The sequence below is a fragment of the Streptomyces agglomeratus genome (genome assembly GCF_001746415.1).
GTDB lineage: Bacteria > Actinomycetota > Actinomycetes > Streptomycetales > Streptomycetaceae > Streptomyces > Streptomyces agglomeratus.
This window is the reverse complement of sequence record NZ_MEHJ01000001.1, coordinates 7,096,520-7,118,220: the sequence shown is the minus strand read 5'-3', so window position 1 is coordinate 7,118,220 and position 21,701 is coordinate 7,096,520. Positions and strand designations below refer to the sequence as shown.

Here is a 21,701-nt window from a genome sequence, read left to right as displayed (position 1 = left end):
CTGAGCTTGACGAAGGACATAGAGGCACCCCCCCGCTGACGCACGCCAAGGGCGGGGCCACGTCCGCATACCGGGTGCGTGTTCACGGGATCCGACCGAATTGATCTTGTCGGCATAGATCGTTTACGCGCGGGGCATGCTGGTACCGCCATTGACCAATGAGCATGACAAGCCACTGGCGTGCAGGCCGGGGGGACCCGCGCGCCCGCGACAAGGAGCACCCGAGTGCCGCAGGACGTACGGTTCGATCTCCCCTTCACCACCCCGGTCAGCACGCACCTGGAGTACGCGAGGGAACAACATCTGCGATGGGTCCGGGACATGGGACTCGTCCGCAGCCAGGCCGGTTTCGAGGAATATCAGTCCTGGGACCTGCCGCAGGCCGCGATACGCACCTACCCGCACGCCTCGCCCGACGACATGGTCGTCCTGATGAACTGGTTCTCGCTGGCCTTCCTCTTCGACGACCAGTTCGACGCCGCGAGTCCCGACCGCGCCGACCGGATAACCGAGGTCGCCAGGGAACTCATCGTGACCCCGCTGCGCCCCGCCGGAACCCTGCCGCGCGTCGTCTGCCCCATCACGCTCGCCTGGGCCGAGGTATGGGAACAGCTCTCCGACGGCATGTCGCTGACGTGGTGCACCCGCTTCGCCGCTTCCTGGGGGCGGTTCCTGGCCGCGCACGCCGAGGAGGTCGACCTGGCGGCCCGCGGCACCCTGCTCGGCGTCAGGCCGTACACGGCGTTCCGCAGACGCACGGTGGGCATCCACCACAGCATCGACGCGGGCGAGCGCAGCCGCCGCTTCGAGGTCCCCGCGCAGGCGCAGGCGCACCCGGTCATGGAGGGACTGCGCGACGCCGCCGCGGACACCATCGGCTTCATGAACGACATCCACTCCTTCGAGCGGGAGAAGCGCCGGGGCGACGGCCACAACCTGATCGCCGTCCTCCACCGCGAGCGCGGCCTGTCGTGGGAGAAGGCCGCCGCCGAGGCGTTCCGGATGACCAGCGAGCGTCTCGACGCGTACGTGAGGCTGGAGGCGCGGGTACCCGCGATGTGCGACGAGCTCCGGCTGACGGACGACGAACGCCGCCGGGTGTGGATGGGCGTGGAGGCCATACGGCACTGGATCGGCGGCAACTACGAATGGGCCCTGACCACCGGCCGGTACGCCGCCGCGAAGGAGGGCCCCGCGGCCGCTGCCGAACTGGAGGGCCGCGGCTCCCTCGACGACCTGCTCACGGTCTGACGCCCTGCTCACCGTCTGACGCCCTGACGGGCCGCCGCCGGCCGGCTTCCCTCGCGTACGGGAAGCCGGCCGGCGGACCGGCCGGTCTCAGACCCCGGCGCCCTGCGGCACGAACTCGACCGGGATGCGGTCCAGCCGTGACTCCCACGTCGAGGCGGTGGACGTCAGCTCACCGGCCGGAGTGGCCAGGCGCAGGCCCGGCAGCCGGTGCAGCAGGACGTCGACGGCGGTCTCGATGATGGCCTGGCCGACGTTCTGGCCGGGGCACTCGTGCGGACCGCCGCTGAACGCCAGATGCGCCTGGTTCCCCTGCACGGAGACGCCGGCGTCGGGCCGGATCTCCGGGTCCAGGTTCCCGGCCGTCAGGCCGAGTACCAGCAGGTCGCCCGTCTTGATGTGCTGGCCGCCAAGCTCCAGGTCGGCCGTTGCGAACCGCCCCGGGCACACCGCCAGCGGCGGAGTGTTCCACATGACCTCCTCCACCACCGCCGAGATGTTCAGCTGCCCGCTGATCAGGCCGGACAGGTGGGAGCGGTGGGTGAGGAGGAGTTGCAGGACCCGCGCCAGGAGGTTGCTGGTCGTGGTGTGGGCCGTGATCAGTACCAGGCGCAGATGGCTGAGGATCTCGTCCTCGTCCAGGCCCGCCGGGTGCTCGATGAGGCCGGTGGTGAAGTCGGAGCCCGGCTCGTCGCGCTTGCGCTCGGCGAGTTCGGCGAGGACCCGCATGATGACGTCGTTGTGGTGGAGGGCGTCCTCCCCGCCCTTGATGACCTCGGCGCACGAGGTGGCCAGCCGCCGCCCCTCCCCCTCCGCGAGCCCGAAGAGCCGCGTCAGTACGAGCATCGGCAGGTACTCGGCGTACTGGGCCACCAGGTCGGCCCGCCCCGTACCGGCGAACGCGTCGATCTGCTTGTTCGCGAAGTGCGTGACATGACGCCGGATGCCGCGCCCGGCCAGGGCCTGGAGGTTGTCGGTGACCGCCCCGCGCAGCCGTCGGTGCGGCTCGCCGTCCTGGGAGACGCAGTCGGGCCGCCAGCCCACCATCTGGACGAGGGGCGAGGTGGGCTCGATCCGGCCCTCCTCCCAGTCGCGCCAGATCCGCGAATCGCGGGTGAACTGGCGCGGGTTGTCCAGGACGCGCCGGTTCTCCCGGTAACCGAGCACCAGCCAGGCGGGTACGTCGCCTTCGAGCAGTACGGGCGCCACCGCGCCGTACCGCTTGCGCAGTCCGGCGTAGATGCCGTACGGGTCGGCCGACGCCTCGGGGCCGTAGAGCCGCGTGGTCCCGCCCGGCGCGCCGGAGCTGAGGGGGCAGCCTGCCGGCGGGCCCTCCTGGGCGGTCCCGTCGTACGGACCGGGTGAGGACGGGGAGTTCATCGGGGCTCCAGGGCTGCGGCAGAGCGTTCCTTGAGATGACGTATCAGCGCGATGAGGACGTCACGGCTCGATCCCCGGTCGCGCGCGTCGCACGCGACGACCGGTGTGCGGTCGGTGATGTCCAGGGCGTCCCTGATCTCGTCGATGGGGTGGTCCTTGGAGTCCGGGAAGACGTTGAGGGCGATGACGAAGGGGACGTCGAGGCGCTCCATCTCCTCGATGGCCCGGAAGCTCGACTCCAGACGGCGGGTGTCCACCAGGACGACCGCGCCGAGTGCCCCCTTGAACAGGCCGTTCCACAGGAACCAGAAGCGTTCCTGGCCGGGCGTACCGAAGAGGTAGAGCACGAGCTGATCGCTGAGTCCGATCCGGCCGAAGTCCAGGCTGACCGTGGTCTTCTCCTTGTCCGCCACGCCGACCAGGTCGTCGACGCCGACGGTGGCCTGGGTCAGGGTCTCCTCGGTGGTGAGCGGTTTGATGTCGCTCACGGAGCGGACCATGGTGGTCTTACCGGTGCCGAAGCCGCCGGCGATCATCACTTTGACCGAACGGCTTTCGGCGGGCAGTGAGCCGGACGACTTGGGCCAGTCCGGGCGGTCAAAGCCGTTGTAATCCACTGAGTACCTCCTCGAGGAGCGCGAAGTCCGGCCCATGGCCGGCGGAAGCCGGGATAGGGTCACGGGCTTCCACCCGGCCTGCTTCCAGCAGGTCGGCCACCAGCACCGCGAGAATGTTGAAGGGCAGTCCGAGATGGGCGCCGAGCTCGGCGACCGAGAGCGGATCGCGGCACCACCGGACGATCCGCTCGTGCTCGTGCTGCATACCCGCGACGGGCGCGGAGCGGGACACGATGAGGGTCGCCACGTCGAGGCCCAGCGCGGCCCCGCCCGGTCCGCTGCGGCCGCCGGTGAGGACGTAGTAGCGCTCGAGACCGGACGGGTCCGTGGGCCCGTGGGGATCACTCATTCAGAGTGCTCCTCCAGCCGCGGGGTGGTTCCGAGGAGTTCGCCCATCCTGCGGGCGAGGTCCCTCATCTGGTGGCCGAGCAGGCCCTGGTCGAGGCCCTCCTTGGCGAGGACGCCGAGGTACGTCTCCACTCCGGCCCGCACCACGAAGAGGTGCCCGCCGTCCACTTCGATCATCGCCAGGCGCAACTGCCCGCTGTACTTGGGGAACTGCGCGGCGACGGGCTGCGCGAGCGCCTGGAGGCCCGCGACGACGGCGGCGAAGCGGTCGACGTCGTCGGGGTCCTCGGCGCCGTACGAGGTGATGGCCTTGCCGTCGCTGGACGCCACGAGGGCGAAGCGGATCTCCTGGATGCTCTCCGTCAGGTCGCGGAGCGCCCAGCTCACGTCGGTGTGCTGCTGCGTCATGGGGCTAGTCGCTCTCTTCGGTACGGGGCTTCCCGCCGGTGTCACGTCCGGCGGTGGTGGCGAACGCGGCCAGGCCGGAGAAGGACGAGTCCGGCGGCACGGCGGCGGCGTCGGCCGCGGCGGACGCGGTGGCGGACACGGCCGCGGACGCGGTGGTGGACAGCGCCGCCGTCGCCGGTTCGCCGCGCCGGCTCCTGCGCCGGGGCAGGCCGCCCGGCGTCGTGTCGGTGCCCGCGTCACCGGGGGCCGCCCCGGAGTGCGGGCCGCCGGACGGGGCCGCCGGGGCGAGGGACCGCTCACCGAGCGGCGCCGGAAGCGCGACCGACCCGGTCGGGCTGTCGGCCACCAGGGCTGCCGGCAGGGGGCTGAAGTACTTGTGCGGAACGACCACGACCACGGAGGTGCCGAGCCAGGGCGAGTCGGCGAAGGTCACTCTGATCCCGTACTTGCGGGTGAGCTTCCCCACGACGCGCAGGCCCAGGTTCGCGTCCTCGGACAGACCGCCCAGGCCGGGGCCCGCCGCCACTCCCTCCAGCGATTCCAGGGCCTGGCGCTTCTTCTCCTCGGTCAGGCCCTTTCCGGCGTCCTGGATCTCGATCCCGACGCCGTTGGGCACCTCCTTGCCGGAGACGACCACCGGTTCGGTGGGCGGCGAATACCGGGTGGCGTTGTCCAGGAGGTGGGCGAAGACGAGCGTGAGGTGGTCGACGAGACCGCCGTCCACGCCGAGTTCGGGGAGGTGGCGCACCTGTACGCGGTCGAAGTCCTTGATCCGCCCGACGCCGCCTCGGACCACGCTGAGCAGGCGCTGCGGTTCCTGCCACTGGCGCCCGGGACGGTCGGAGCCGCCGAGTACGCCGATGCTCGCGGCCAGACAGTCGGCGGGGCCGATCTCCTGGTCCAGGTCCATGAGGCCCTGGGCGACGGCCGGGAGGCGGCCGTGCTCGCCCTGCATCTCGTGCAGCCGGCCGCGCAGCTTGCTGGTGAGGACGTGGATACGGCTGCCGATGCTGATGACGGCCTGTTCCGCGGAAGTGCTGCGGTTGAACTCCTCCTCGACGGCGATCAGCGCGGTCCGCAGGACCTTGCGCAGTTCACGCCTGAACTCCGGTGACACGCCCGAGTCCTGGGCGAGGGGAGAGAGTACGTCGTCGATCGATTCGCCGTCGCGCAGCCGCTTCAGCGCGTCGGGGAGGAACTCCTCCCCGAGCCGGGCGACGAGCGCCCGCTGGTACTCCAGCCGGCCCTGCCAGGCCCTGGCCTCTTCGGCGAGCCGGGCTTCCTGGGCCGAGCGCTCGGCGTTCCGCTGCCCCTCCAGGGTGATCATGTGCTGCTGCCACTCCTGGGAGTGCTGCGCCTGCCTCGCCATGAAGTCGGCGGCGCTGTCGCGCAGTCGCAGCTGGGACCGGAGCAGGAGCCGGACGCATACGGCGGTCGCCGCGGTCGCGGCCAGTCCCGCCGCGCCGACGGGTATTCGGGTGCCGTCGGGGCCCGCGGCCAGGGCGACGACGGAGGCGACGCCTAATCCGAGTGGCAGCAGCCACCAGATGTGCCGGGCGGCCGGGGCCCGGGCCGCCTGCGGCGTAGTGGCAAGTTCCATCTGCATCCTCAAACCAACGCGATCGAACAGGGAAGTAGGAGGCGCCCTCGTCGCACGGCATGTGCCTGGTGTGGCGGCACTCGCCGGATCACCGGGATGATCCGCCTCGCGACGGGCGCGGCTGCACAGCAGGGCAGGACAGGACAGGGTCAGGGTCACGTCAACTGGCAGCGCTGCAAGGGAGCTTAGCGGGTACGGCATGGAAGTGATCAACCGGCTTCCGCATCAGAGATCCGGCCGTCGATGCCGACAACTGGCGCAGCTTGATCGGGTGCGGCATAGAATGACCGAATGATCTTCATTGTTGTCAAGTTTCCCGTGAAGTTCGAGTACGCCGACGCGTGGCCCCAGCACGTCGCGGCCTTCACCGAGGCCACGCGGGCCGAGCCGGGCAACCTGTGGTTCGAGTGGTCGCGCAGCGTCGAGGACCCGGACACCTATGTCCTGGTCGAGGCGTTCCAGGACGACGCGGCAGCGGCACACGTCAACTCCGCCCACTTCAAGGCCGCCCTGGACACGATGCGCCCGTTGGTGCGCCGTACGCCCGACATCGTCAGCACGAGCATCGAGGGCGCCGACGGGTGGAGCGCGATGGGCGAACTCGACATCGACTGAATTTCACACCGCCGGAACGATCACCGACCAGTCAGGGAGTGCTCCATGTCGAACATCCTCTTCGTAGTGACCGGCGCCGACCACTGGACGCTGGCCGACGGCACCCGCCACCCCACCGGTTTCTGGGCCGAGGAGGTCGTCGCCCCCTACGAGGTGTTCACCGGCGCGGGCCACGAGGTCGTGGTGGCCACCCCGGGCGGCGTCGTGCCGACCGTGGACAAGGCCAGCCTCGCCCCCGAGGTCACCGGCGGCCCCGAGGGCGCGGACCGGATCGTACGGGCCCTCGCGTCCTTCACCCGGCTTCAGCAGCCGCTGAGGCTGGAGGACGTCGACCTGGCCGATTACGACGCCGTCTTCTACCCCGGCGGCCACGGTCCGATGGAGGACCTGGCGGTCGATGCCGTATCCGGCAGGCTGCTGGCCGACGCGCTCGGCTCGGGCAAGCCGCTGGGCGTCGTGTGCCACGCGCCCGCCGCGCTGCTGGCCGCGGAGGACGCCGACGGCGGCTCGCCGTTCGCGGGCTACCGGCTGACCGGCTTCACCAACGCCGAGGAGGCCCAGGCGGGCCTCGCGGACAGGGCCAAGTGGCTGCTCCAGGACCGGCTCACCGAACTCGGCGCCGACTTCAGCGAGGGCGAGCCCTGGGCGCCGTACACGGTCGTCGACCGCAATCTGTACACCGGCCAGAACCCCGCCTCGTCCGGCCCGCTGGCCGAGAAGATGCTCGCGGCGCTGCGCGGGTAGCCGCTCACGCCAGCTGGCGGCGCACCAGTTCGCGCAGCCGGCCGCCCGGGTCGGCGAGCAGCCGCGCGGGCGGTCCCTGTTCGACGACCTTGCCGTCCGCCATGACGATCACCCGGTCGGCGTCCATCACCGTCGACAGCCGGTGGGCGATCACCAGGCGTCCGGCGCTCAGCCTGCGCGTGCTCTCCATGACGATGCGCTGCGTCTCGTTGTCCAGCGCGCTGGTGGCCTCGTCGAAGAAGAGGATCCGAGGTCGGCGTACCAGCGCCTGGGCGATCATCAGCCGCTGCCGCTGGCCGCCGGAGACGGCTCCGCCGCCGGAGATCATCGTGTGCAGGCCCATCGGCATGCGCCGGATGTCCTCGGCGAGACCGGCCATCTCGGCGGCCTCCCACACCTCCTCCTGGGAGAACACCTCCGCGCCGCTGATGCAGTCGAGGATCGATCCGGTGAGGGGCTGCGCGTTCTGGAGTACGACACCGCACTGACGGCGTACGGCCGCCTGGTCGAGCGCCGCCAGGTCCTGGCCGTCGTACAGCACGCTGCCCGACAGCGGCTTGTCGAAGCCGATGAGCAGCCGCAGCAGGGTCGACTTGCCGCAGCCGCTGGGGCCGACGACCGCCACGAACTCCCCCGGCTTCACTTCGAGCGACACGTCGTCGAGGACCAGCGGCCCGTCGTCGGTGTACCGGAACGTGAGCTTGCGCGCCTCGATGCCGCCGGACAGGGTGCCGGGCTGGGCGCTGGCGCCGCGTACCTCCGGAGCCTCGTCGAGGACCGGCTTGATCTGTTCGAACATGGGAAGCACGGCGGCGACCGAGATGAGCGCGCCGGTGAGCTGCGTGACCGATGTCAGCAGCATGGTGACGGCCGTACTGAACGTCAGGAACGCGCCGGCCGACATGCTGCCCCGCGCCGGGCCCGCCAGCAGCATGAACATGATGAGCGAACAGAGCGGCAGGTAGACGGCGTCGAGGACCGTGGTGAGGTTCCTGATGCGGCCCGCGCGCTGCTGGAGTTCGCGCGAGCGGGCGAACTCGCGGGCCCAGGCGGCGTACGCGAAGCTCTCGGCGGCGGCGACGCGCAGTTTGGGCAGCCCCCGCAGGGTCTGGAACGCCTGGTTGTTGAGCTTGTTGCCGAGTTCGACCAGGCGCCTTTGCCAGCGCACCTGCCACAGGCCCATCCCGAGGAACACCACGCCGATGACGACGAGCATGGCGATCGCCGCGAGCGCCAGCGGCACGCTGAACCAGAACAGCAGGACGATGTTCATCGCGCCGACCGTGCTCGCCTGCACGGCCACCGGTCCGAGCCCGGACAGCACCCTGCGGATGGCGCTGATGCCCATGGCGGCGCTGGCGAGTTCTCCGGTGGACCGGGCGGCGAAGAACTTCGTCGGCAGCCGCAGCAGCCGGTCCCAGACGGCCGGCTGGAGGGTGGCCTCGATGCGGCCCTCCATGCGCAGGATGGTGAGGTTCTGGAGCAGCATGAAGGACGCCGTGACGATGCTGGTGATCATGACGGCCAGCGAGACCTGGACGATGAGGCCGGTCTCCGCGTTCGGTACGTACACGCCGAGCACCTGGCCGGTGGCGATCGGCACCAGTCCGCCGAGACCGACCGTCACCAGGCCGCTGAGGAGCAGGTTCCGCAGGTCGGGGCGGGTGTCACGGAGGCTGAAGCGCAGCAGGCGCCACGGCGTCATGGGGCGTTCGGGCAGCGGGCGGTAGAACATGACCGCGCGCGGCTCGAAGTCGTCCGCGTTGTCCCTGCCGATCCGCATCCGCATTCCGGAGGCCGGGTTGACCGACTCGTAGCCGCCGCGGCGCCACAGCAGCGCGACCGGGGCTCCGGACTTGGCCCGGTGGCCGACCAGCGGTCCGGAGTCGGTCCGCCACCAGCGCCCGGTGAGCCGGACGTCCCGGGTACGGACGCGGGACCCCAGCGCGATGCGTTCGACGGGGGTGACGCGGTCGTTAGCCGCGCCGCCCTTCGGGGGCTCGGTGAGGGTGATGCCGGCCGCCTCCGCCACCCGGCGGCAGACGGCGAAGGTGGCGTCGTCGGTGGCGCGATCGGGTCCGGCCGCGGCGCGCCCGGACCGATCGGGGCGACCGATGGAGGCGACCAGGGCCTGGTCGGCCCGCGCGCGGACGGCCGCGCCCGCCTTGATGCCGGCGGCCGTACGGTCCTCGTGGGCGCGCTCCAGCTCCTCGATCCAGTGGTCGACGGCGGACAGCAGCCGGTACTGCTGGTTCACCAGCTGCTGCCACATGGCCGTCTCGACCAGCAGGTCGGAGGCGGCGTCGGCGCTGTAGGAGGCGCCGTACTGCACGCTGCCGGGCGACACCGGCATCCACAGCACGTCGTCGTCGCCCACGGGCCCCTCCAGGTCCGGACGGCCGTCCAGCGGGGCCTGGAAGAGCACCCCCAGGCCGCGCCCGATGCCGAGCGCGAAGGCGTGGTCGAGCGGGCTCTCGTACCCCGCGTCGGTGGCGGCGTACGGATCGGCGTACCCGGCAGGCCGGTACAGCTCCCGCAGCGGGATCCGCCGCAGCAGGCAGTCCTGCGACGGCCTGCCGAGCAGGGTGTGCTGCGGGCCTTCGACCGGGCCGAGCAGCAGCGCGCCCGCTTCCAGCCTGCCGAGGAAGTGCCAGTGCCCCTGCTGTGCGGCGTCCACGGCGAAGAGGTCCAGGGCGCCTCCCACGACGAGCCACAGCACCTGGGGCCCTTCCAGCGGAAGGCTGCGCAGACCGGCGCAGTCGACGGGAGCCCCGAGGCCGCCCAGGGCGTAGGTCACCGTGTCGGGCACGGCGGCGCCACCGCCGTCGACGGCGGCCGGATGTACGGACGACATGTCAGTGCTCCTTGACCAGCTCGGCGTACGCTCCGCCGGCGGCGACCAGGTCTTCGTGCCGGCCGCGTTCGACGACCGAACCGTGGTCGAGTACGACGATCTCGTCGCTGTCGCGCACCGTGCTCAGCCGGTGCGCGATGACGACGCAGGCGCAACCCCGGCGCCTCAGGTTGTCGATGATGATCCGCTCCGTCTCGGCGTCGAGCGCGCTCGTCACCTCGTCGAGTACGAGGATGCTCGGCCGTCTGACCAGGGCGCGGGCGATCTCCAGCCGCTGCCGCTGCCCGCCGGAGAAGTTGCGGCCGTCCTGCTCGACGCGGCTGTGGATACCGTCCGGGCGCCGGGCGACCACGTCGTACAGCGCGGCGTCCTGGAGGGCGGCGACGACGGAGTCGTCCGGGATCGAGGGGTCCCACAGGGCCACGTTGTCGCGGACCGTGCCCTCGAAGAGGAAGACGTCCTGGTCGACGAAGGATACGGAGGCGGCCAGCGCGCTGCGGGAGATGTCCTCCAGGCGCTGTCCGTCGATCCGGATCGTCCCCTCCCAGGGCGTGTAGAGCCCAGAGATGAGCCGCGACACCGTCGATTTGCCGCTGCCGGAACCGCCGACGAGGGCGACCTGCTGCCCGGGGCCGACCGCCAGCGAGAAGCCGGTGAGCAGCGGCTTGTCCAGGGGGCTGTAGCCGAAGGTGATGTCTTCGAGCGTCACGTGGCCCTTGAGCCTGCGGGTGCTCTCGTCCGGCTCGCGGCGCGAGTACAGGACGTCGACCGGGAAGTTCTCGACGTCCTTCAGCCGGGCCACGTCGGCGGCGAAGTCCTGGATGCGGCCCGCCACTCCGTTGAGCCTGCTGATGGGCGCGGTGAAGCGGGCCACCAGCGCCTGGAAGGCGACGAGCAGACCGATGGAGATGTGCCCCTCCACGGCCCGCAGGCCGCCGATCCACAGGATGAGCGCACTGTTGAGGGTCGCGAGGGTGGGCGCGACGACGGCCAGGAACGCGCTGGGCACGCCCAGCCGCTGCTGCACGTCCAGGGTGGTCGCGTGCTGTCCCGCCCAGCGGCGGAAGAACCCGTTCTCGCCGCCGGTGGCCTTCATCGTCTCGATGAGCTGAAGGCCGGTGTACGACGTGTTGGTGAGCCGGGCGCTGTCGGCGCGCAGCTTCTGCGTGTGCGTGGCGCGCAGCCGGATCACGATGCGCATCGCGACCACGTTGAGCAGCGCGACGATCACTCCGACGTACGTCAGCTGGGGATCGTACGTCCACATCAGGAGGGCGTAGAGGATCACCACCACCCCGTCCACGCCCGCGGCGGCGAGGTCGCGCGCCAGCGTCTCGGCGACCGCGTCGTTGGACTGGAGTCGCTGGACGAGATCGGCCGGGCTGCGCTGCGCGAAGAAGGTGACGGGCAGCCGCAGCAGGTGGCGCAGGAACCGGGCGCTGCTCAGCGTGGACGAGATGATGCGCCCGCGCAGGAGGTTCGCCTGTTGCAGTCCGGTCAGTACGGCGGTGAGTGTGACCATGGCGGCCATGGACGCGAAGAGCGGCCCGAGCACCGACGTCCGGTTGCCGATCAGGAACATGTCGATGTACGTACGGCTCAGCGCCGGCACCGCCGCCCCGACGGCGACCAGCAGCAGGCTGGCGAGCAGCGCGGCCAGCAGGGTGCCCGTCGTCCCGCGCATGCGTGCGGGAACGGCGCTCATGACGCCCGGCCTGCGTCCGCCGCGGCGGAAGGACTCCGAGGGTTCGAAGACGAGGACGACGCCCGTGAAGCTGGTGTCGAATTCCTCGGCGGCGACGAAACGGCGGCCCTTGTCCGGGTCGTTGATGTGCACGCCCCGGCGGCCGAAGCGGCGCCCCATGCCGTCGTAGACGACGTAGTGGTTGAACTCCCAGAAGAGGACGGCGGGCGCCTGGACCTCGGCGAGCGCTGTCGCCTCCATCTGCATGCCCTTGGCCTGGAGGCCGTAACCGCGTGCCGCCTTGAGCAGGTTGCTGGCCCGTGAGCCGTCGCGGGAGACGCCGCAGGCGATGCGGAGTTCTTCGAGCGGCACGTGGCGCCCGTAGTGGGCGAGCACCATGGCGAGCGCGGCGGCTCCGCACTCCACGGCCTCCATCTGGAGGACCGTGGGCGTTCGTACGGCCCTGCGCTTCTTGACCTGGACGGGCCGGGCGCGGCGGCGCCCGCCCGTCGCGGGCTCGGGGCGGTGTCTGCGGCGGCCCGGCGGCGGCAGCTGCGGCTGCGGCGGGGCCGCGGATTCGTTCGGGGCGGTCACGGAAGCAGCCAATCGATCGGATGCTGCTCGGCGAGGCGGATGGAACCGGTGGCGAGCGTCATGGACTCGACGGCGTACGGCGGTCCTTGCGAAGTCGACCAGGAGTAGCCCGACTCGGCCTCGGCCGAGCGGTCCAGGCGTACGAGTACGGCCACGGGCTGGCCCTGCTCGGAGAACTCCTCGCCGAGCTGGCCGCTGCCGAGGAAGCCGGTGATGCGCTGGCGGGTCTGGGCGGTCCTGCCGACGGACGCGACCTTGCCGCGCAGCACGCCGTACTGCTGCGTCGCGACCGACTGGACGCTCAGGTCGACGGCCGCGCCGACGGGAACCCCGGCGCCGCGCTCGGCCGGTACGTACAGCACCGCCATCAGGGGGTCGTCCGCGTTCTTCACCCGTTCGACGGCGGCCACATCCGCTCCGGTGGTCACCACGGAACCGATGGCGGCGACGAGTGTCGTCAGCCGTCCCGCGGCGATGGTGCGTACGACGGCGTCCCCCCGCGCGGTGCGGACCTTCAGCAGGGGTGCGTCGGCCGAGACGCGCTCGCCCTCCTCGGCCAGTACGGCGGTGACCTGGCCGGCCACGGGGCTCTGGAGGACGTAACTGCCCTGGGCGTGGGTGAGGACTCCCGGGGCGGCGACCGTGGTGGACACCGTGCCGTTCACGGCCCAGACGGCCGAGGCGATCATGACGATGACCGTGACGGTCAGAACAAGCCGGCCCTGGGGCCGGGCGAATCGCACCGGCAGATCAATTTCTTCGGGCGATTGCAGCTTGGAAAGCGCCTGTTGGCGAAACTGCACGACACTCTTCCCTCGACCGCAATGATCCCACTGCGATGGTCCGACTGCGTCGGTCTGTCAGAAATCCGGGGGCGTCCGTACGCCCCGGGCCGTGGAGAGGTCCGGGGCGTACGGTCCGGCCGGTCGGCAAGGAGGGGGCGCCGACGGGCCGTAGTCACCGCTGGTGACCGGTGCCGCTCGGCGGCACCGGAGAATCAGACGCCGGCGACCGTGGCGGTGGCGATGCCCGTGACCGCGCCCGTGTTGAGGCCGGTGACGCCCTCGACGGTGCCGAGGGCGGAGCCCACGGTGCCCGAGACGGGGACGACGGAGTTGAGGACGCCGGTGGCGTTGCCGACCACGCCGCCGAGGAGGCCGCCGGACACGTTGTCCAGGTCGTTGTCGGAGATTTCCTGGGTCGCAACCTGGGAGGAGTTCATGATGCGAGTTTCCCTTCGCGGTGAATATTCGAAATTACCGGGACCGCGCCTGACGGATTGGCCCCAGTGCGAAGGATCAAAGCACGTAAGCGCGTTGGGCAGCCAGTCGGGCCATTGCCGGTCCGGGCACATCTCTGCTTGGAATTGCCGCGAAGTGCACATGCGTTCATGGCTTGGTGACAGGTTCTTCACGAGATCGTCCGAGCTGAATCCGGTGCGGCCTTCAGGCAACGAGAGACCGATGCGGACATTCCCGCACAGACACGCATAGCCGCAGGTCAGCGCGGCGACAACTATTAGGAGACGGTGTGCCGCCTGCGTATTCGATGTGCAGATTCGCCGATGTTGCACCGCCCTTACGGAAATCCACTTCACAACCGCGGGAGAAACCGCGCGACTTCCTGCCGGAACGGGCCCGCCTAGGTCATCGGCGACATGGGTAGGAATACCGGTCAGAGCGAACGTCCGCCGCGGACGGCAGCAGGAGGGGACACCCATGGAGCTGAGTGAGGTCACCTACGAGGATCCCGACGACGAATCCGGCGAGTCGGCCATGCGCACATATGCCCGACGGGCCTGCGAACTGACCGGCATGGACCCGGAGTACGGCGTACCCGCGCTCGTCACGATCGCGCTGCGCGAGTCCGCGTCCAACCACCCGCAGTGGCGGGTGAACACCAACGACTCCAACACGCACGGCCCGGTCATGGCCGACGGGCACCCGCAGAACTGCTCGCGCGGCGCCACACAGTGCATCCCCCCGACCTTCGCCGCGTACCACCAGGAGGGCACCGCCACCACCCCGTACGACGTCGTCGCCTGCATGTGCGCCACCATCAACTACGTACGTGCGAGGTACGACGTCAACCAGTCCGGTTCCAACTTCGCCGAACGGGTCCAGCAGGCCGACCCCGACCGGCCGCCCAAGGGTTACTGAGCCCGGGCCGGAGCCCGGCGCCGGGCCCCGGCCGGGACGCCGGACCGGGCCGCTCACGCCCTGCGGGCCACCACCAGCCGCCAGTTGGGGCTGCCGTCGCCGCGCCGGCCGAACTCCTCCAGGGGCTGGAGCCGCACCGTGAACCCGGCCCTGACCAGATCGTCGCGCACCCCGCCCAGCGGAAACGTCCGGTAGTACATGACGAACGGCGGCCGCCACAGCGCGTTGCGCACGCGCATGGCGGCGTCGAAGCCGAGCAGCGTCCAGTACAGCGGTGAACCGATGGGCGGGGGCGCTCCGACGGGAAAGACGAAGAGTCCGCCGGGCCGCAGCGCCCGGTGGACCCCGCCGAACAGCACGGGCCGTTCGGCGGGCAGGAAGTGCCCGAACGCCCCGAAACTGACCGCCAGATCGAACTCCTTGCTGAACGGCAGGGCCCGGGCGTCCGCCCGCACCCACTCCGTCGCGGGCCCCCTCCCGTCGTCGCCCGACGCCTCGCGGGCGGCGGCCAGCATGCCCGCGCTGAAGTCGACCCCCGTGACCCGCTCCCGGCACAGCGGGCGCAGGACCCGCGCGCCCGCGCCGGTGCCGCAGCAGACGTCCAGCCCCGCGCCGAACGGGCCGAGGGGCTCCAGGGCTCCGGCGACCGCGTCGAGGAAGCGGTCGGGTGTGCGAAAGGGGGTGTGGTCGAACTTGGGGGCCAGCAGGTCGTAGCCCCGCTCGATGGAGGACAGAGCCTGTACGGCCAGCTCGCGGAGGGTGGGGCCCTGGGAGGTGAACACGGGCCCAGCGTAGCCAGCGCCCCGTTCCGCCTTGGGGCACCCGGGTAAACCCGCCCGAGCGAACCGTTGACCTGAATGGGCGATTGCGCGTTAATTGTCACGTAAAGGGCAGATAAAGGCTCTCTTAGTGGAGGCAGCCTGTCATGACCACTCACCCCAGCATTGAGCAGCACCCCGATGTCGCCGAGATGCGCTCCCGGTTCGAGCGGGCCACCACGACTCCCCGCGCCCAGGCGGTGGAGACCCTGGCGCTGCTCACAGGTGTGTACCTCGCGGCGTCGCCGTGGATCGTCGGTTTCAACGGCTTCACCACCCTGGCCGTGTGCAACCTGATCACCGGTGTTGCCTACGCCCTGTGCATGGGCGGATTCGGTTCGGCGTACGAGCGGACCCACAGCATGGCCTGGGCCGCCACCGCCATCGGCGCATGGACGATCGTCGCGCCGTGGGTCGTGTCGGGCAACGTCGACACCACGCGCAGCATCGTCAGCAACGTGATCGTCGGCTGCCTGGCCCTGCTGCTGGGCCTGGCCATGGCGGCCATGCACGGCGCCGGGTCCGGCCGGGCCCGCTCCCGCGGCCGCCGGAACGCCGACGTCGGCCCCAGGGGCTGAGACCGCGCCCGCCCACGAGCACGAACCCGCACTCCTACCCGGGCCCCGGCCGTCGGCACGGCCGGGGCCCGGCCGCGCCTGCCCGGCCCCGGCGCCGACCGCTCGTCCGACCAGGCGAGAACCGGGACCGAAAGATAGAATTCGAACATGGGAAAGCGGCCTGTCGCGCCGACCGCACCCGAGCTCGTACTCGAGACTGAGGCGGGCTCGACGCTGATCAGTCCCAGCCGGGACTACCACGTCGGGCGCGACCCACTGAGCGACATCGTCATCGACGACGCGCGCGTGTCATGGCATCACGCGGTGCTCCGGCCCGAGGCGGACCACTGGACCCTCGAGGACGAGCACAGCACCAACGGCACGTACGCCGAAGGCAGACGGATCCACGAGTGGGACGTCGGCCCCGGCAGCGTCATCCGCTTCGGAAGCCCCGCCGACGGGCCCCGGGCGGTACTCGTGGGACACGAGCGCCCACCCCCTTCGCCGGAACGCCCGTCCGCGGTCTCCATGCCTTCCGCCACCGGCACGTTCCGCCGCCCGACCACCGTACGGCCGTTGCCGGCCCGTACCGTGCGCATCGGCCGCGCGACCGACAACGACCTGGTCGTCGACGACCTGACCGTCTCGCGCAGGCACGCCGAACTGCGGGCCCGGCCCGACGGTGTGTACGAGATCGCCGACCTCGGCAGTCACAACGGCACCTATCTCAACGGCCAGCCGGTCTCCGTCGCCCAGCTCTCCGCCGGTGACATCGTCGGCATCGGGCACTCCGCCTTCTGCCTGGTCGGGGACACCCTCCAGGAGTTCGTCGACACCGGCGAGGTCTCGCTCGACGTACAGAACCTGGCGGTCGCGGTCGACAAGGGCCGCAAGACACTCCTCGACCACGTCACCTTCCCCGTCGGCGAGAAGTGTCTGCTCGCCGTCGTGGGTCCGAGCGGCGCCGGCAAGTCCACGCTGCTCAACGCGCTGACGGGGCTGCGCCCGGCCGACGGGGGCACGGTCCTGTACGACGGCCGCGACCTGTACCGGGACTACGCCGAACTGCGTCAGCGGATCGGTCTGGTACCGCAGGACGACATCCTGCACTCCCAGCTGACCGTGCGGCGCGCCCTCGGGTACGCCGCCGAACTGCGCTTCCCCGAGGACACCGCGAAGAAGGAACGGCAGGAGCGGGTGGCCGAGGTCATCCGCGAACTGGGGCTGGAACAGCGGGCCTCCCAGCCGATCCACAGCCTGTCCGGCGGCCAGCGCAAGCGCGTCAGCGTGGCCCTGGAGCTGCTGACGAAGCCGTCGCTGCTTTTCCTCGACGAGCCGACCTCCGGGCTCGACCCCGGCATGGACCGCTCGGTCATGCACATGCTTCGCGGGCTCGCCGACGACGGCCGTACGGTCATCGTCGTCACGCACAGCGTGCTCAGCCTCGACGTGTGCGACCGGCTGCTGATGCTCGCACCCGGCGGGAAGGTGGCCTACTACGGGCCGCCGGAGGACGCGCTCGCCTTCTTCGGGTTCGAGCAGTGGCCGGAGGCGTTCGAGGCGTTCGAGAACGACCGCGAGCGCGACTGGGCCGGCCAGTACGCCGAGTCCCCGTTCCACCGGCAGTACATCACGAACGCCTCGGCGCAGCCGCACCTGCCGCAGGCCGGGCCCCCGGCCGCCGTCGCGCCGCCGCCGCGGACTCGCAGCCGGGGGGCGCAACTGCGGACACTGGTGCGGCGCTACACGGCCGCGCTGAGCGCCGACCGGACCTTCCTGGCCATCATGATCGCGCTGCCGTTCGTCATGGGCGCGATGGCGCGGGCCCTCGCCGGCTCGAAACTGACGCCGGACACAGCCATGAACGCCCTGCTGATCCTGTGCGTGGGCGGTGTGCTGACCGGCGCCGCCAACGCGGTGCGCGAGCTGGTGAAGGAACGGGTGATCTACCAGCGCGAGCGCGCCGTCGGGCTCTCCAGATCGGCGTACCTGATGTCCAAGGTCATCGTGCTGGGTACGGTCACCGTGCTCCAGGCCGTCGTGCTGACCCTGGTCGCCCTGATCGGCGTCGATCTCAACGCGCCGGGCGGCGAAGGGGTGCTGCTGCCACCGCTGGTCGAGATCACCATTGCCGTCGCCATGCTGTCGTTCACGGCGATGATGCTGGGGCTGCTGGTGTCCGCGCTGGTGCGCAAGGAGGAGGTCACCATGCCGCTGCTGGTCCTCCTCGCCATCGTCCAAGTCGTCTTCTGCGGCGCGCTGCTGAAACTGCACGGCGTCGCGGGGGTCGAGCAGCTGGCGTGGCTGGTGCCGTCGCGGTGGGCGCTGGGCGCGATGGCCGGGACCATCGAGCTGGGCAGGATCGTCCCCGGCGACCTGACGGCGGATCCGCTCTTCGAGCACTCCGCGGGGGTGTGGCTGCTCAACCTCGGGATGCTGGTCGTGCTCTCCGTCGTCTTCGGATTCCTCGTCGCCAGACTGCTGCGGCGGCACGAACCCGCCATCATGCGGAAGTAGGAACGGGGCGCCATGACGACACCCGACTTCCGCCCCACGCATGTCGTCCCCCAGGACGGGCTGCCCGCCTGGGAGGAGCCGGACGTGTCCCGGCCGACGGAGCCGCTCGACCCGCTGCTGCCCGTGCAGCTGATCGGGCGGCGGGGGGACTGGGGACAGATCCTCTGTGCCAACGGCTGGTCGGCCTGGGTGGACGGCCGTCTGCTCGTGTCCGTACCGCGCGAGCCACCGGTGGCCGGGCAGCCGATGGCCCGGACGGCGGACCCGCGCCCCCTGCTGGCCCGCGTCGAGGAGTCCCTGAGCCAGTACCGGCGAGCCGCGGAGGACCTGACGGCGGGGCGCACGGACGGCGAGGGCTTCCGCCGCCGCACGCGCGGGCTGCGGGTCGGGACGGTGGTCGACGGCGAGTCGGTGTGGCTGTACGACGCGGAGCACGAGCGCTGGGTGTACTGCGACGGCACCCGCCTCACCACGTACGCCGCCTCGGCTTCCCCAACCGACGCCCAGCCACCGCCCCGCGAACCCACCCAGGTGGCGGCGCGGCCCCCGGAGCCGGCTGCGGACCCGGGCGGGGCGGTCTCCCGCGACGGCGGCGCCGGACCGCCCCCGCCGGAACCCACCCAAGTCGTCGCCCCACCGGCCGGCGCCCCCACCGGCCCCCCGGACGACGGCCACCCGGCACCACCGGAACCGACGAGGGTCGTCGGCCCACCGGCCGTCACCGACACCGGGCCCGCCGGGCACGACCGCGCGGCGCCACCGGAGCCCACCCGTGTCGTCGACCCGCAGGCGGGAGCCGCCGACCCGACCCAAGTCGCGGCCCCCACCACCCCGGACGACACCCGCCCGGCGCCACCCGAGCCCACCCGCGTCGTCGAGCCACCGGCCCACCCCCCTACCGGGCCGCCCGGCGGCGACCGCGCGGCCACGCCCGAGCCCACCCGCGTCGTCGATTCCGGGCAGGGGCGTCCCGCCGGGGACGACGGCGACGACGGCAGCGGCAGCGGCAGCGGCAGCGACGACCGTACGGCCACCCGGCTCGTCGGACCCGGCGACGGCGCCTCCCGGCGTCCCACGGCCCGGCCCGGTGACGGGTGATGGCGCGCACGCCTCGCGAGAGCGGCATGGCCGGAAGACCGTCCGAGCTGCTGGGAACCCGGATCGCCGGGTACCTCGTGGAGAGCGAGATCGGCCGCGGCGGCATGGCCGTGGTCTACCGCGCCAGGGACCTGCGCCTGGACCGTACGGTCGCCCTCAAGCTGCTCGCCCCCGAACTCGCGCGCAACGACACCTTCCGACGGCGCTTCACCCACGAGTCCCGGGTGGCCGCCGCCATCGACCACCCGCACATCGTGCCGGTCTTCGAGGCCGGCGAGACCGAGGGCGTGCTCTACATCGCCATGCGCTTCGTCGCCGGTCAGGACCTGCGCCACCTGCTCGACCGCCAGGGCCCGTTGCCGGTGGGGACCGCGTCGCGGATCGCCGCACAGGTCGCGTCCGCGCTCGACGCGGCCCACGGCCACGACCTCGTGCACCGGGACGTCAAACCCGGCAACATCCTGGTCGCCGAGGGAACGGACAGCGAGCACCCGGAGCACGTGTACCTGACGGACTTCGGCCTGACGAAGAAGTCGCTTTCACTGACCGGTTTCACCACCGTCGGCCAGTTCGTCGGCACGCTCGACTACGTGGCGCCGGAACAGATCTCGGGACGCCCGGTGGACGGCAGATGCGATGTCTACAGCCTCGCCTGCGTCGTCCACGAGACAATGGCCGGCGCGCCGCCCTTCCAGCGTGACGACGACATGGCCCTGTTGTGGGCGCACCAGTTCGACCCGCCGCCGCCCCTGACCGAGTCGCGGCCCGATCTGCCGGAGGCCGTCGACGCCGTACTGGCGAAGGCGCTCGCCAAGAGTCCGGACGACCGGTACGGCTCCTGCCTTCAGTTCGTCGCCGCCCTGCGCGCCGCGGCGGCCGGTGTCGGCCCCCGGGACCGTCCGCCGCCGCCGGTCGACCCCGGCTCCGGTACGGGGTCGTCCGACGCCGGGGCGCCGCCCGCCCCGCCGCGCTGGGCGCTGCCCGTCTTCCCCGGTCACGCCGGATAGGCGTGCGCGGGGCGGCGGTCAGCGTTCCTTCGTCCCGACCTCGCCCCGCCGGTGGACCCGGGCGGCCGCCAGACTGCCGAGGAAGCCGGCGACCAGCCCCCACAGCACCGCGAAGCCGAGCGCCGTCCACAGCCGCGGCCGCAGTGACACCTCTCCCCCGAGGCCGCCGCCGGCGTCGAAGAGGTCATCGAGGCCGAGCAGCGAAAGCCCCAGGCGCGCGGAGAGGCGGGCGAGCAGACAGATCATCAGCACCGTGAGGGCGAGGGCGACGGTCATGTGGACCGCGTGCTGCCAGAGCCGCGTCCGCGCGGGCGAGCGGACCGCCATGAGGAACGCCGCCGCCGGCACCAGGACGGCCGCGGCGACCAGCAGCCACCACGCCCGTCCGTCCTGCTCGGTGAGCGTCCCGAGGTTGACGGTGGAGATGTCCCCCGTACGGAGCACCTCGTCCAGCACCTTGGGCATCGGCAGTCCGAAGGGGCCGTCCACCTTGCCCTCCCAGGACGCGCCGAGCCCCAGGGTCAGGGCGAGCCAGGTGAGGTTCGGCAGTCCGAGGAGGATCACGGCGAGTGTCTCGGCGCGGTGTCCGTGCGTCACCAGGACGACGAGCCCGAGGACCAGCCCCAGTGCGACGTACGCGAGCAGCAGCACGACCATGGCGAAGGCGGCGGGCCGGACGGGCTCCTGATAGCGCAGCAGGCGGGCGGGGAGCGGGGCTCTGCGCGACACGAGGAGGGCGAGGATCAGGAGGCCAGCCAGCCACAGCAGTCCGAACAGCAGCGTGACGGGGATGTCGGCCCGGAAACCCACCTCGGGGGAGGCGTCGTCGAGCAGGTCGTCGAGGAGGCCGCCTGTCGGGTCGCCCAGGGGGATGCGGAAGGTGTGCCGCGCGAGGAGCGCGAGCAGGATGAGGGCCACGATCCACAGGACGGCCAACCGGGCTGCGCGACCGGCCAGTTCACGGGTACCGGCGACGGCCCGGTGCCGCAGCGGCCGCAGGAAGAGCGTGGCGATCACCAGGGCCCCGGCGAGGGTCACGGAGAGAGGCAGTACCGAGAGGTCGGCCTTGGTCTCCGCGAGCGCCCCGGCGGCGCCCGCCACATCGACGGAGCCGCCGGCCGCCATCACGACGACGGCCGCGACGACGTGCGGGAACGCTCCTCCCGGCAGGTCGGCCGCGCCCGCGGCCCACAGGCCGAGGGTGGCTGTGACGGCCATGGCCGCCAGGCCAGCGACGACCGCCACGAGGGCGTCACGCCAGAGGTGTGCGGCGCGGGCGGCGCGGCTGCGGTCGCTGAACTGCTGCTGGCTCACGCTGCCACGCTAAGCACGGGAGCGGCGGTCCGCCGCCGGAGAGGGCCGACCGCGTCAGCTTGCGGGCCGTACGGGTGCGAGGCACACAATATGCACGCAAGGTAGGAAGAATTGTACGCAGTGCGACCGATCCCTACGT

At 71.6% G+C, this 21,701-nt stretch carries 19 protein-coding genes; 8 read left to right on the top strand and 11 right to left on the bottom strand.

Annotation, left to right across the window (positions count from 1 at the left end):
• Positions 1-225 precede the first annotated feature (225 nt).
• Positions 226-1,251, top strand: coding sequence for a 7-epi-alpha-eudesmol synthase (locus tag AS594_RS31170; protein WP_069775439.1), 1,026 nt, complete (start codon positions 226-228; stop codon positions 1,249-1,251).
• A gap of 87 nt (positions 1,252-1,338) precedes the next feature.
• Here AS594_RS31170 and AS594_RS31165 read toward each other — a convergent pair whose 3' ends face one another.
• From AS594_RS31165 to AS594_RS31145, 5 genes are read right to left on the bottom strand one after another with little or no spacing between them, the layout of a single operon-like run.
• Positions 1,339-2,628: a cytochrome P450 gene (locus tag AS594_RS31165; protein WP_069775441.1), complete on the bottom strand. Its 1,290-nt coding sequence runs from the start codon at positions 2,626-2,628 to the stop codon at positions 1,339-1,341.
• Complete coding sequence (locus AS594_RS31160) at positions 2,625-3,245, bottom strand: GTP-binding protein (protein ID WP_069775443.1); 621 nt, start codon at positions 3,243-3,245, stop codon at positions 2,625-2,627. Before AS594_RS31160 ends, AS594_RS31165 begins: the two co-directional genes overlap by 4 nt.
• Positions 3,226-3,594 (bottom strand): DUF742 domain-containing protein, encoded by a 369-nt coding sequence (locus tag AS594_RS31155; protein ID WP_069775418.1) that lies wholly within the window; start codon positions 3,592-3,594, stop codon positions 3,226-3,228. Before AS594_RS31155 ends, AS594_RS31160 begins: the two co-directional genes overlap by 20 nt.
• A complete protein-coding gene (locus AS594_RS31150) occupies positions 3,591-4,001 on the bottom strand; it encodes a roadblock/LC7 domain-containing protein (protein ID WP_028812112.1) in 411 nt (136 codons plus the stop codon). Before AS594_RS31150 ends, AS594_RS31155 begins: the two co-directional genes overlap by 4 nt.
• A 4-nt stretch (positions 4,002-4,005) precedes the next feature.
• Positions 4,006-5,601: a sensor histidine kinase gene (locus AS594_RS31145; protein WP_107357862.1), complete on the bottom strand. Its 1,596-nt coding sequence runs from the start codon at positions 5,599-5,601 to the stop codon at positions 4,006-4,008.
• A 291-nt stretch (positions 5,602-5,892) separates the two neighbouring features.
• On the opposite strand from AS594_RS31145, the gene AS594_RS31140 reads away from it, so the two are divergent.
• A complete protein-coding gene (locus tag AS594_RS31140) occupies positions 5,893-6,216 on the top strand; it encodes a putative quinol monooxygenase (protein WP_069775447.1) in 324 nt (107 codons plus the stop codon).
• Positions 6,217-6,261: 45 nt separating this feature from the next.
• Positions 6,262-6,960 carry a type 1 glutamine amidotransferase domain-containing protein gene (locus tag AS594_RS31135; RefSeq protein WP_069775449.1) on the top strand — a complete coding sequence of 233 codons (699 nt, stop codon included), beginning with the start codon at positions 6,262-6,264 and terminating at the stop codon, positions 6,958-6,960.
• Between the two features lie 4 nt (positions 6,961-6,964).
• Here the strand turns inward: AS594_RS31135 and AS594_RS31130 are convergent, their stop codons facing one another.
• The 4 genes from AS594_RS31130 to AS594_RS31115 form a co-directional block, all read right to left on the bottom strand.
• Complete coding sequence (locus tag AS594_RS31130; protein ID WP_069775452.1) at positions 6,965-9,814, bottom strand: NHLP bacteriocin export ABC transporter permease/ATPase subunit; 2,850 nt, start codon at positions 9,812-9,814, stop codon at positions 6,965-6,967.
• A gap of 1 nt (position 9,815) precedes the next feature.
• Positions 9,816-12,092: an NHLP family bacteriocin export ABC transporter peptidase/permease/ATPase subunit gene (locus AS594_RS31125; protein ID WP_079144315.1), complete on the bottom strand. Its 2,277-nt coding sequence runs from the start codon at positions 12,090-12,092 to the stop codon at positions 9,816-9,818.
• The gene (locus AS594_RS31120; protein WP_069775424.1) at positions 12,089-12,895 is read right to left on the bottom strand and encodes an HlyD family efflux transporter periplasmic adaptor subunit; all 807 of its coding nucleotides are present in this window, start codon (positions 12,893-12,895) and stop codon (positions 12,089-12,091) included. Before AS594_RS31120 ends, AS594_RS31125 begins: the two co-directional genes overlap by 4 nt.
• Before the next feature lie 194 nt (positions 12,896-13,089).
• Positions 13,090-13,314 (bottom strand): hypothetical protein, encoded by a 225-nt coding sequence (locus tag AS594_RS31115; protein WP_069775426.1) that lies wholly within the window; start codon positions 13,312-13,314, stop codon positions 13,090-13,092.
• Between the two features lie 496 nt (positions 13,315-13,810).
• Between AS594_RS31115 and AS594_RS31110 the strand changes: the two genes are divergently transcribed.
• On the top strand, positions 13,811-14,251 hold the full coding sequence (locus AS594_RS31110; RefSeq protein ID WP_069775427.1) for a lysozyme family protein: 441 nt from the start codon (positions 13,811-13,813) through the stop codon (positions 14,249-14,251).
• Positions 14,252-14,304: 53 nt separating this feature from the next.
• Here AS594_RS31110 and AS594_RS31105 read toward each other — a convergent pair whose 3' ends face one another.
• Complete coding sequence (locus AS594_RS31105) at positions 14,305-15,033, bottom strand: class I SAM-dependent methyltransferase (protein WP_069775430.1); 729 nt, start codon at positions 15,031-15,033, stop codon at positions 14,305-14,307.
• Between the two features lie 143 nt (positions 15,034-15,176).
• Here AS594_RS31105 and AS594_RS31100 point away from each other — a divergent pair, with 143 nt between their 5' ends.
• From AS594_RS31100 to AS594_RS31085, 4 genes are all read left to right on the top strand, one after another.
• Positions 15,177-15,647, top strand: coding sequence for an SPW repeat protein (locus tag AS594_RS31100; RefSeq protein WP_069775431.1), 471 nt, complete (start codon positions 15,177-15,179; stop codon positions 15,645-15,647).
• A 147-nt stretch (positions 15,648-15,794) separates the two neighbouring features.
• Complete coding sequence (locus tag AS594_RS31095; protein WP_069775435.1) at positions 15,795-18,143, top strand: FHA domain-containing protein; 2,349 nt, start codon at positions 15,795-15,797, stop codon at positions 18,141-18,143.
• Positions 18,144-18,155: 12 nt separating this feature from the next.
• Positions 18,156-19,241 (top strand): SH3 domain-containing protein, encoded by a 1,086-nt coding sequence (locus AS594_RS48000; RefSeq protein WP_420877863.1) that lies wholly within the window; start codon positions 18,156-18,158, stop codon positions 19,239-19,241.
• Complete coding sequence (locus tag AS594_RS31085; RefSeq protein WP_069775440.1) at positions 19,241-20,248, top strand: serine/threonine-protein kinase; 1,008 nt, start codon at positions 19,241-19,243, stop codon at positions 20,246-20,248. The genes AS594_RS48000 and AS594_RS31085 overlap by 1 nt, the downstream gene beginning before the upstream one ends.
• A gap of 18 nt (positions 20,249-20,266) precedes the next feature.
• Here the strand turns inward: AS594_RS31085 and AS594_RS31080 are convergent, their stop codons facing one another.
• On the bottom strand, positions 20,267-21,562 hold the full coding sequence (locus AS594_RS31080) for a streptophobe family protein (RefSeq protein ID WP_069775442.1): 1,296 nt from the start codon (positions 21,560-21,562) through the stop codon (positions 20,267-20,269).
• Positions 21,563-21,701 lie beyond the last annotated feature (139 nt).

What these genes read in the sequence shown, in the direction of transcription:
- AS594_RS31155 (WP_069775418.1), bottom strand. Translation starts at nt 3,594, where the DNA reads ATGAGTGATCCCCACGGGCCCACGGACCCGTCCGGTCTCGAGCGCTAC.
- AS594_RS31145 (WP_107357862.1), bottom strand. Translation starts at nt 5,601, where the DNA reads ATGGAACTTGCCACTACGCCGCAGGCGGCCCGGGCCCCGGCCGCCCGG.
- AS594_RS48000 (WP_420877863.1), top strand. Translation starts at nt 18,156, where the DNA reads ATGACGACACCCGACTTCCGCCCCACGCATGTCGTCCCCCAGGACGGG.
- AS594_RS31165 (WP_069775441.1), bottom strand. Translation starts at nt 2,628, where the DNA reads ATGAACTCCCCGTCCTCACCCGGTCCGTACGACGGGACCGCCCAGGAG.
- AS594_RS31150 (WP_028812112.1), bottom strand. Translation starts at nt 4,001, where the DNA reads ATGACGCAGCAGCACACCGACGTGAGCTGGGCGCTCCGCGACCTGACG.
- AS594_RS31115 (WP_069775426.1), bottom strand. Translation starts at nt 13,314, where the DNA reads ATGAACTCCTCCCAGGTTGCGACCCAGGAAATCTCCGACAACGACCTG.
- AS594_RS31100 (WP_069775431.1), top strand. Translation starts at nt 15,177, where the DNA reads ATGACCACTCACCCCAGCATTGAGCAGCACCCCGATGTCGCCGAGATG.
- AS594_RS31135 (WP_069775449.1), top strand. Translation starts at nt 6,262, where the DNA reads ATGTCGAACATCCTCTTCGTAGTGACCGGCGCCGACCACTGGACGCTG.
- AS594_RS31140 (WP_069775447.1), top strand. Translation starts at nt 5,893, where the DNA reads ATGATCTTCATTGTTGTCAAGTTTCCCGTGAAGTTCGAGTACGCCGAC.
- AS594_RS31110 (WP_069775427.1), top strand. Translation starts at nt 13,811, where the DNA reads ATGGAGCTGAGTGAGGTCACCTACGAGGATCCCGACGACGAATCCGGC.
- AS594_RS31095 (WP_069775435.1), top strand. Translation starts at nt 15,795, where the DNA reads ATGGGAAAGCGGCCTGTCGCGCCGACCGCACCCGAGCTCGTACTCGAG.
- AS594_RS31130 (WP_069775452.1), bottom strand. Translation starts at nt 9,814, where the DNA reads ATGTCGTCCGTACATCCGGCCGCCGTCGACGGCGGTGGCGCCGCCGTG.
- AS594_RS31085 (WP_069775440.1), top strand. Translation starts at nt 19,241, where the DNA reads ATGGCGCGCACGCCTCGCGAGAGCGGCATGGCCGGAAGACCGTCCGAG.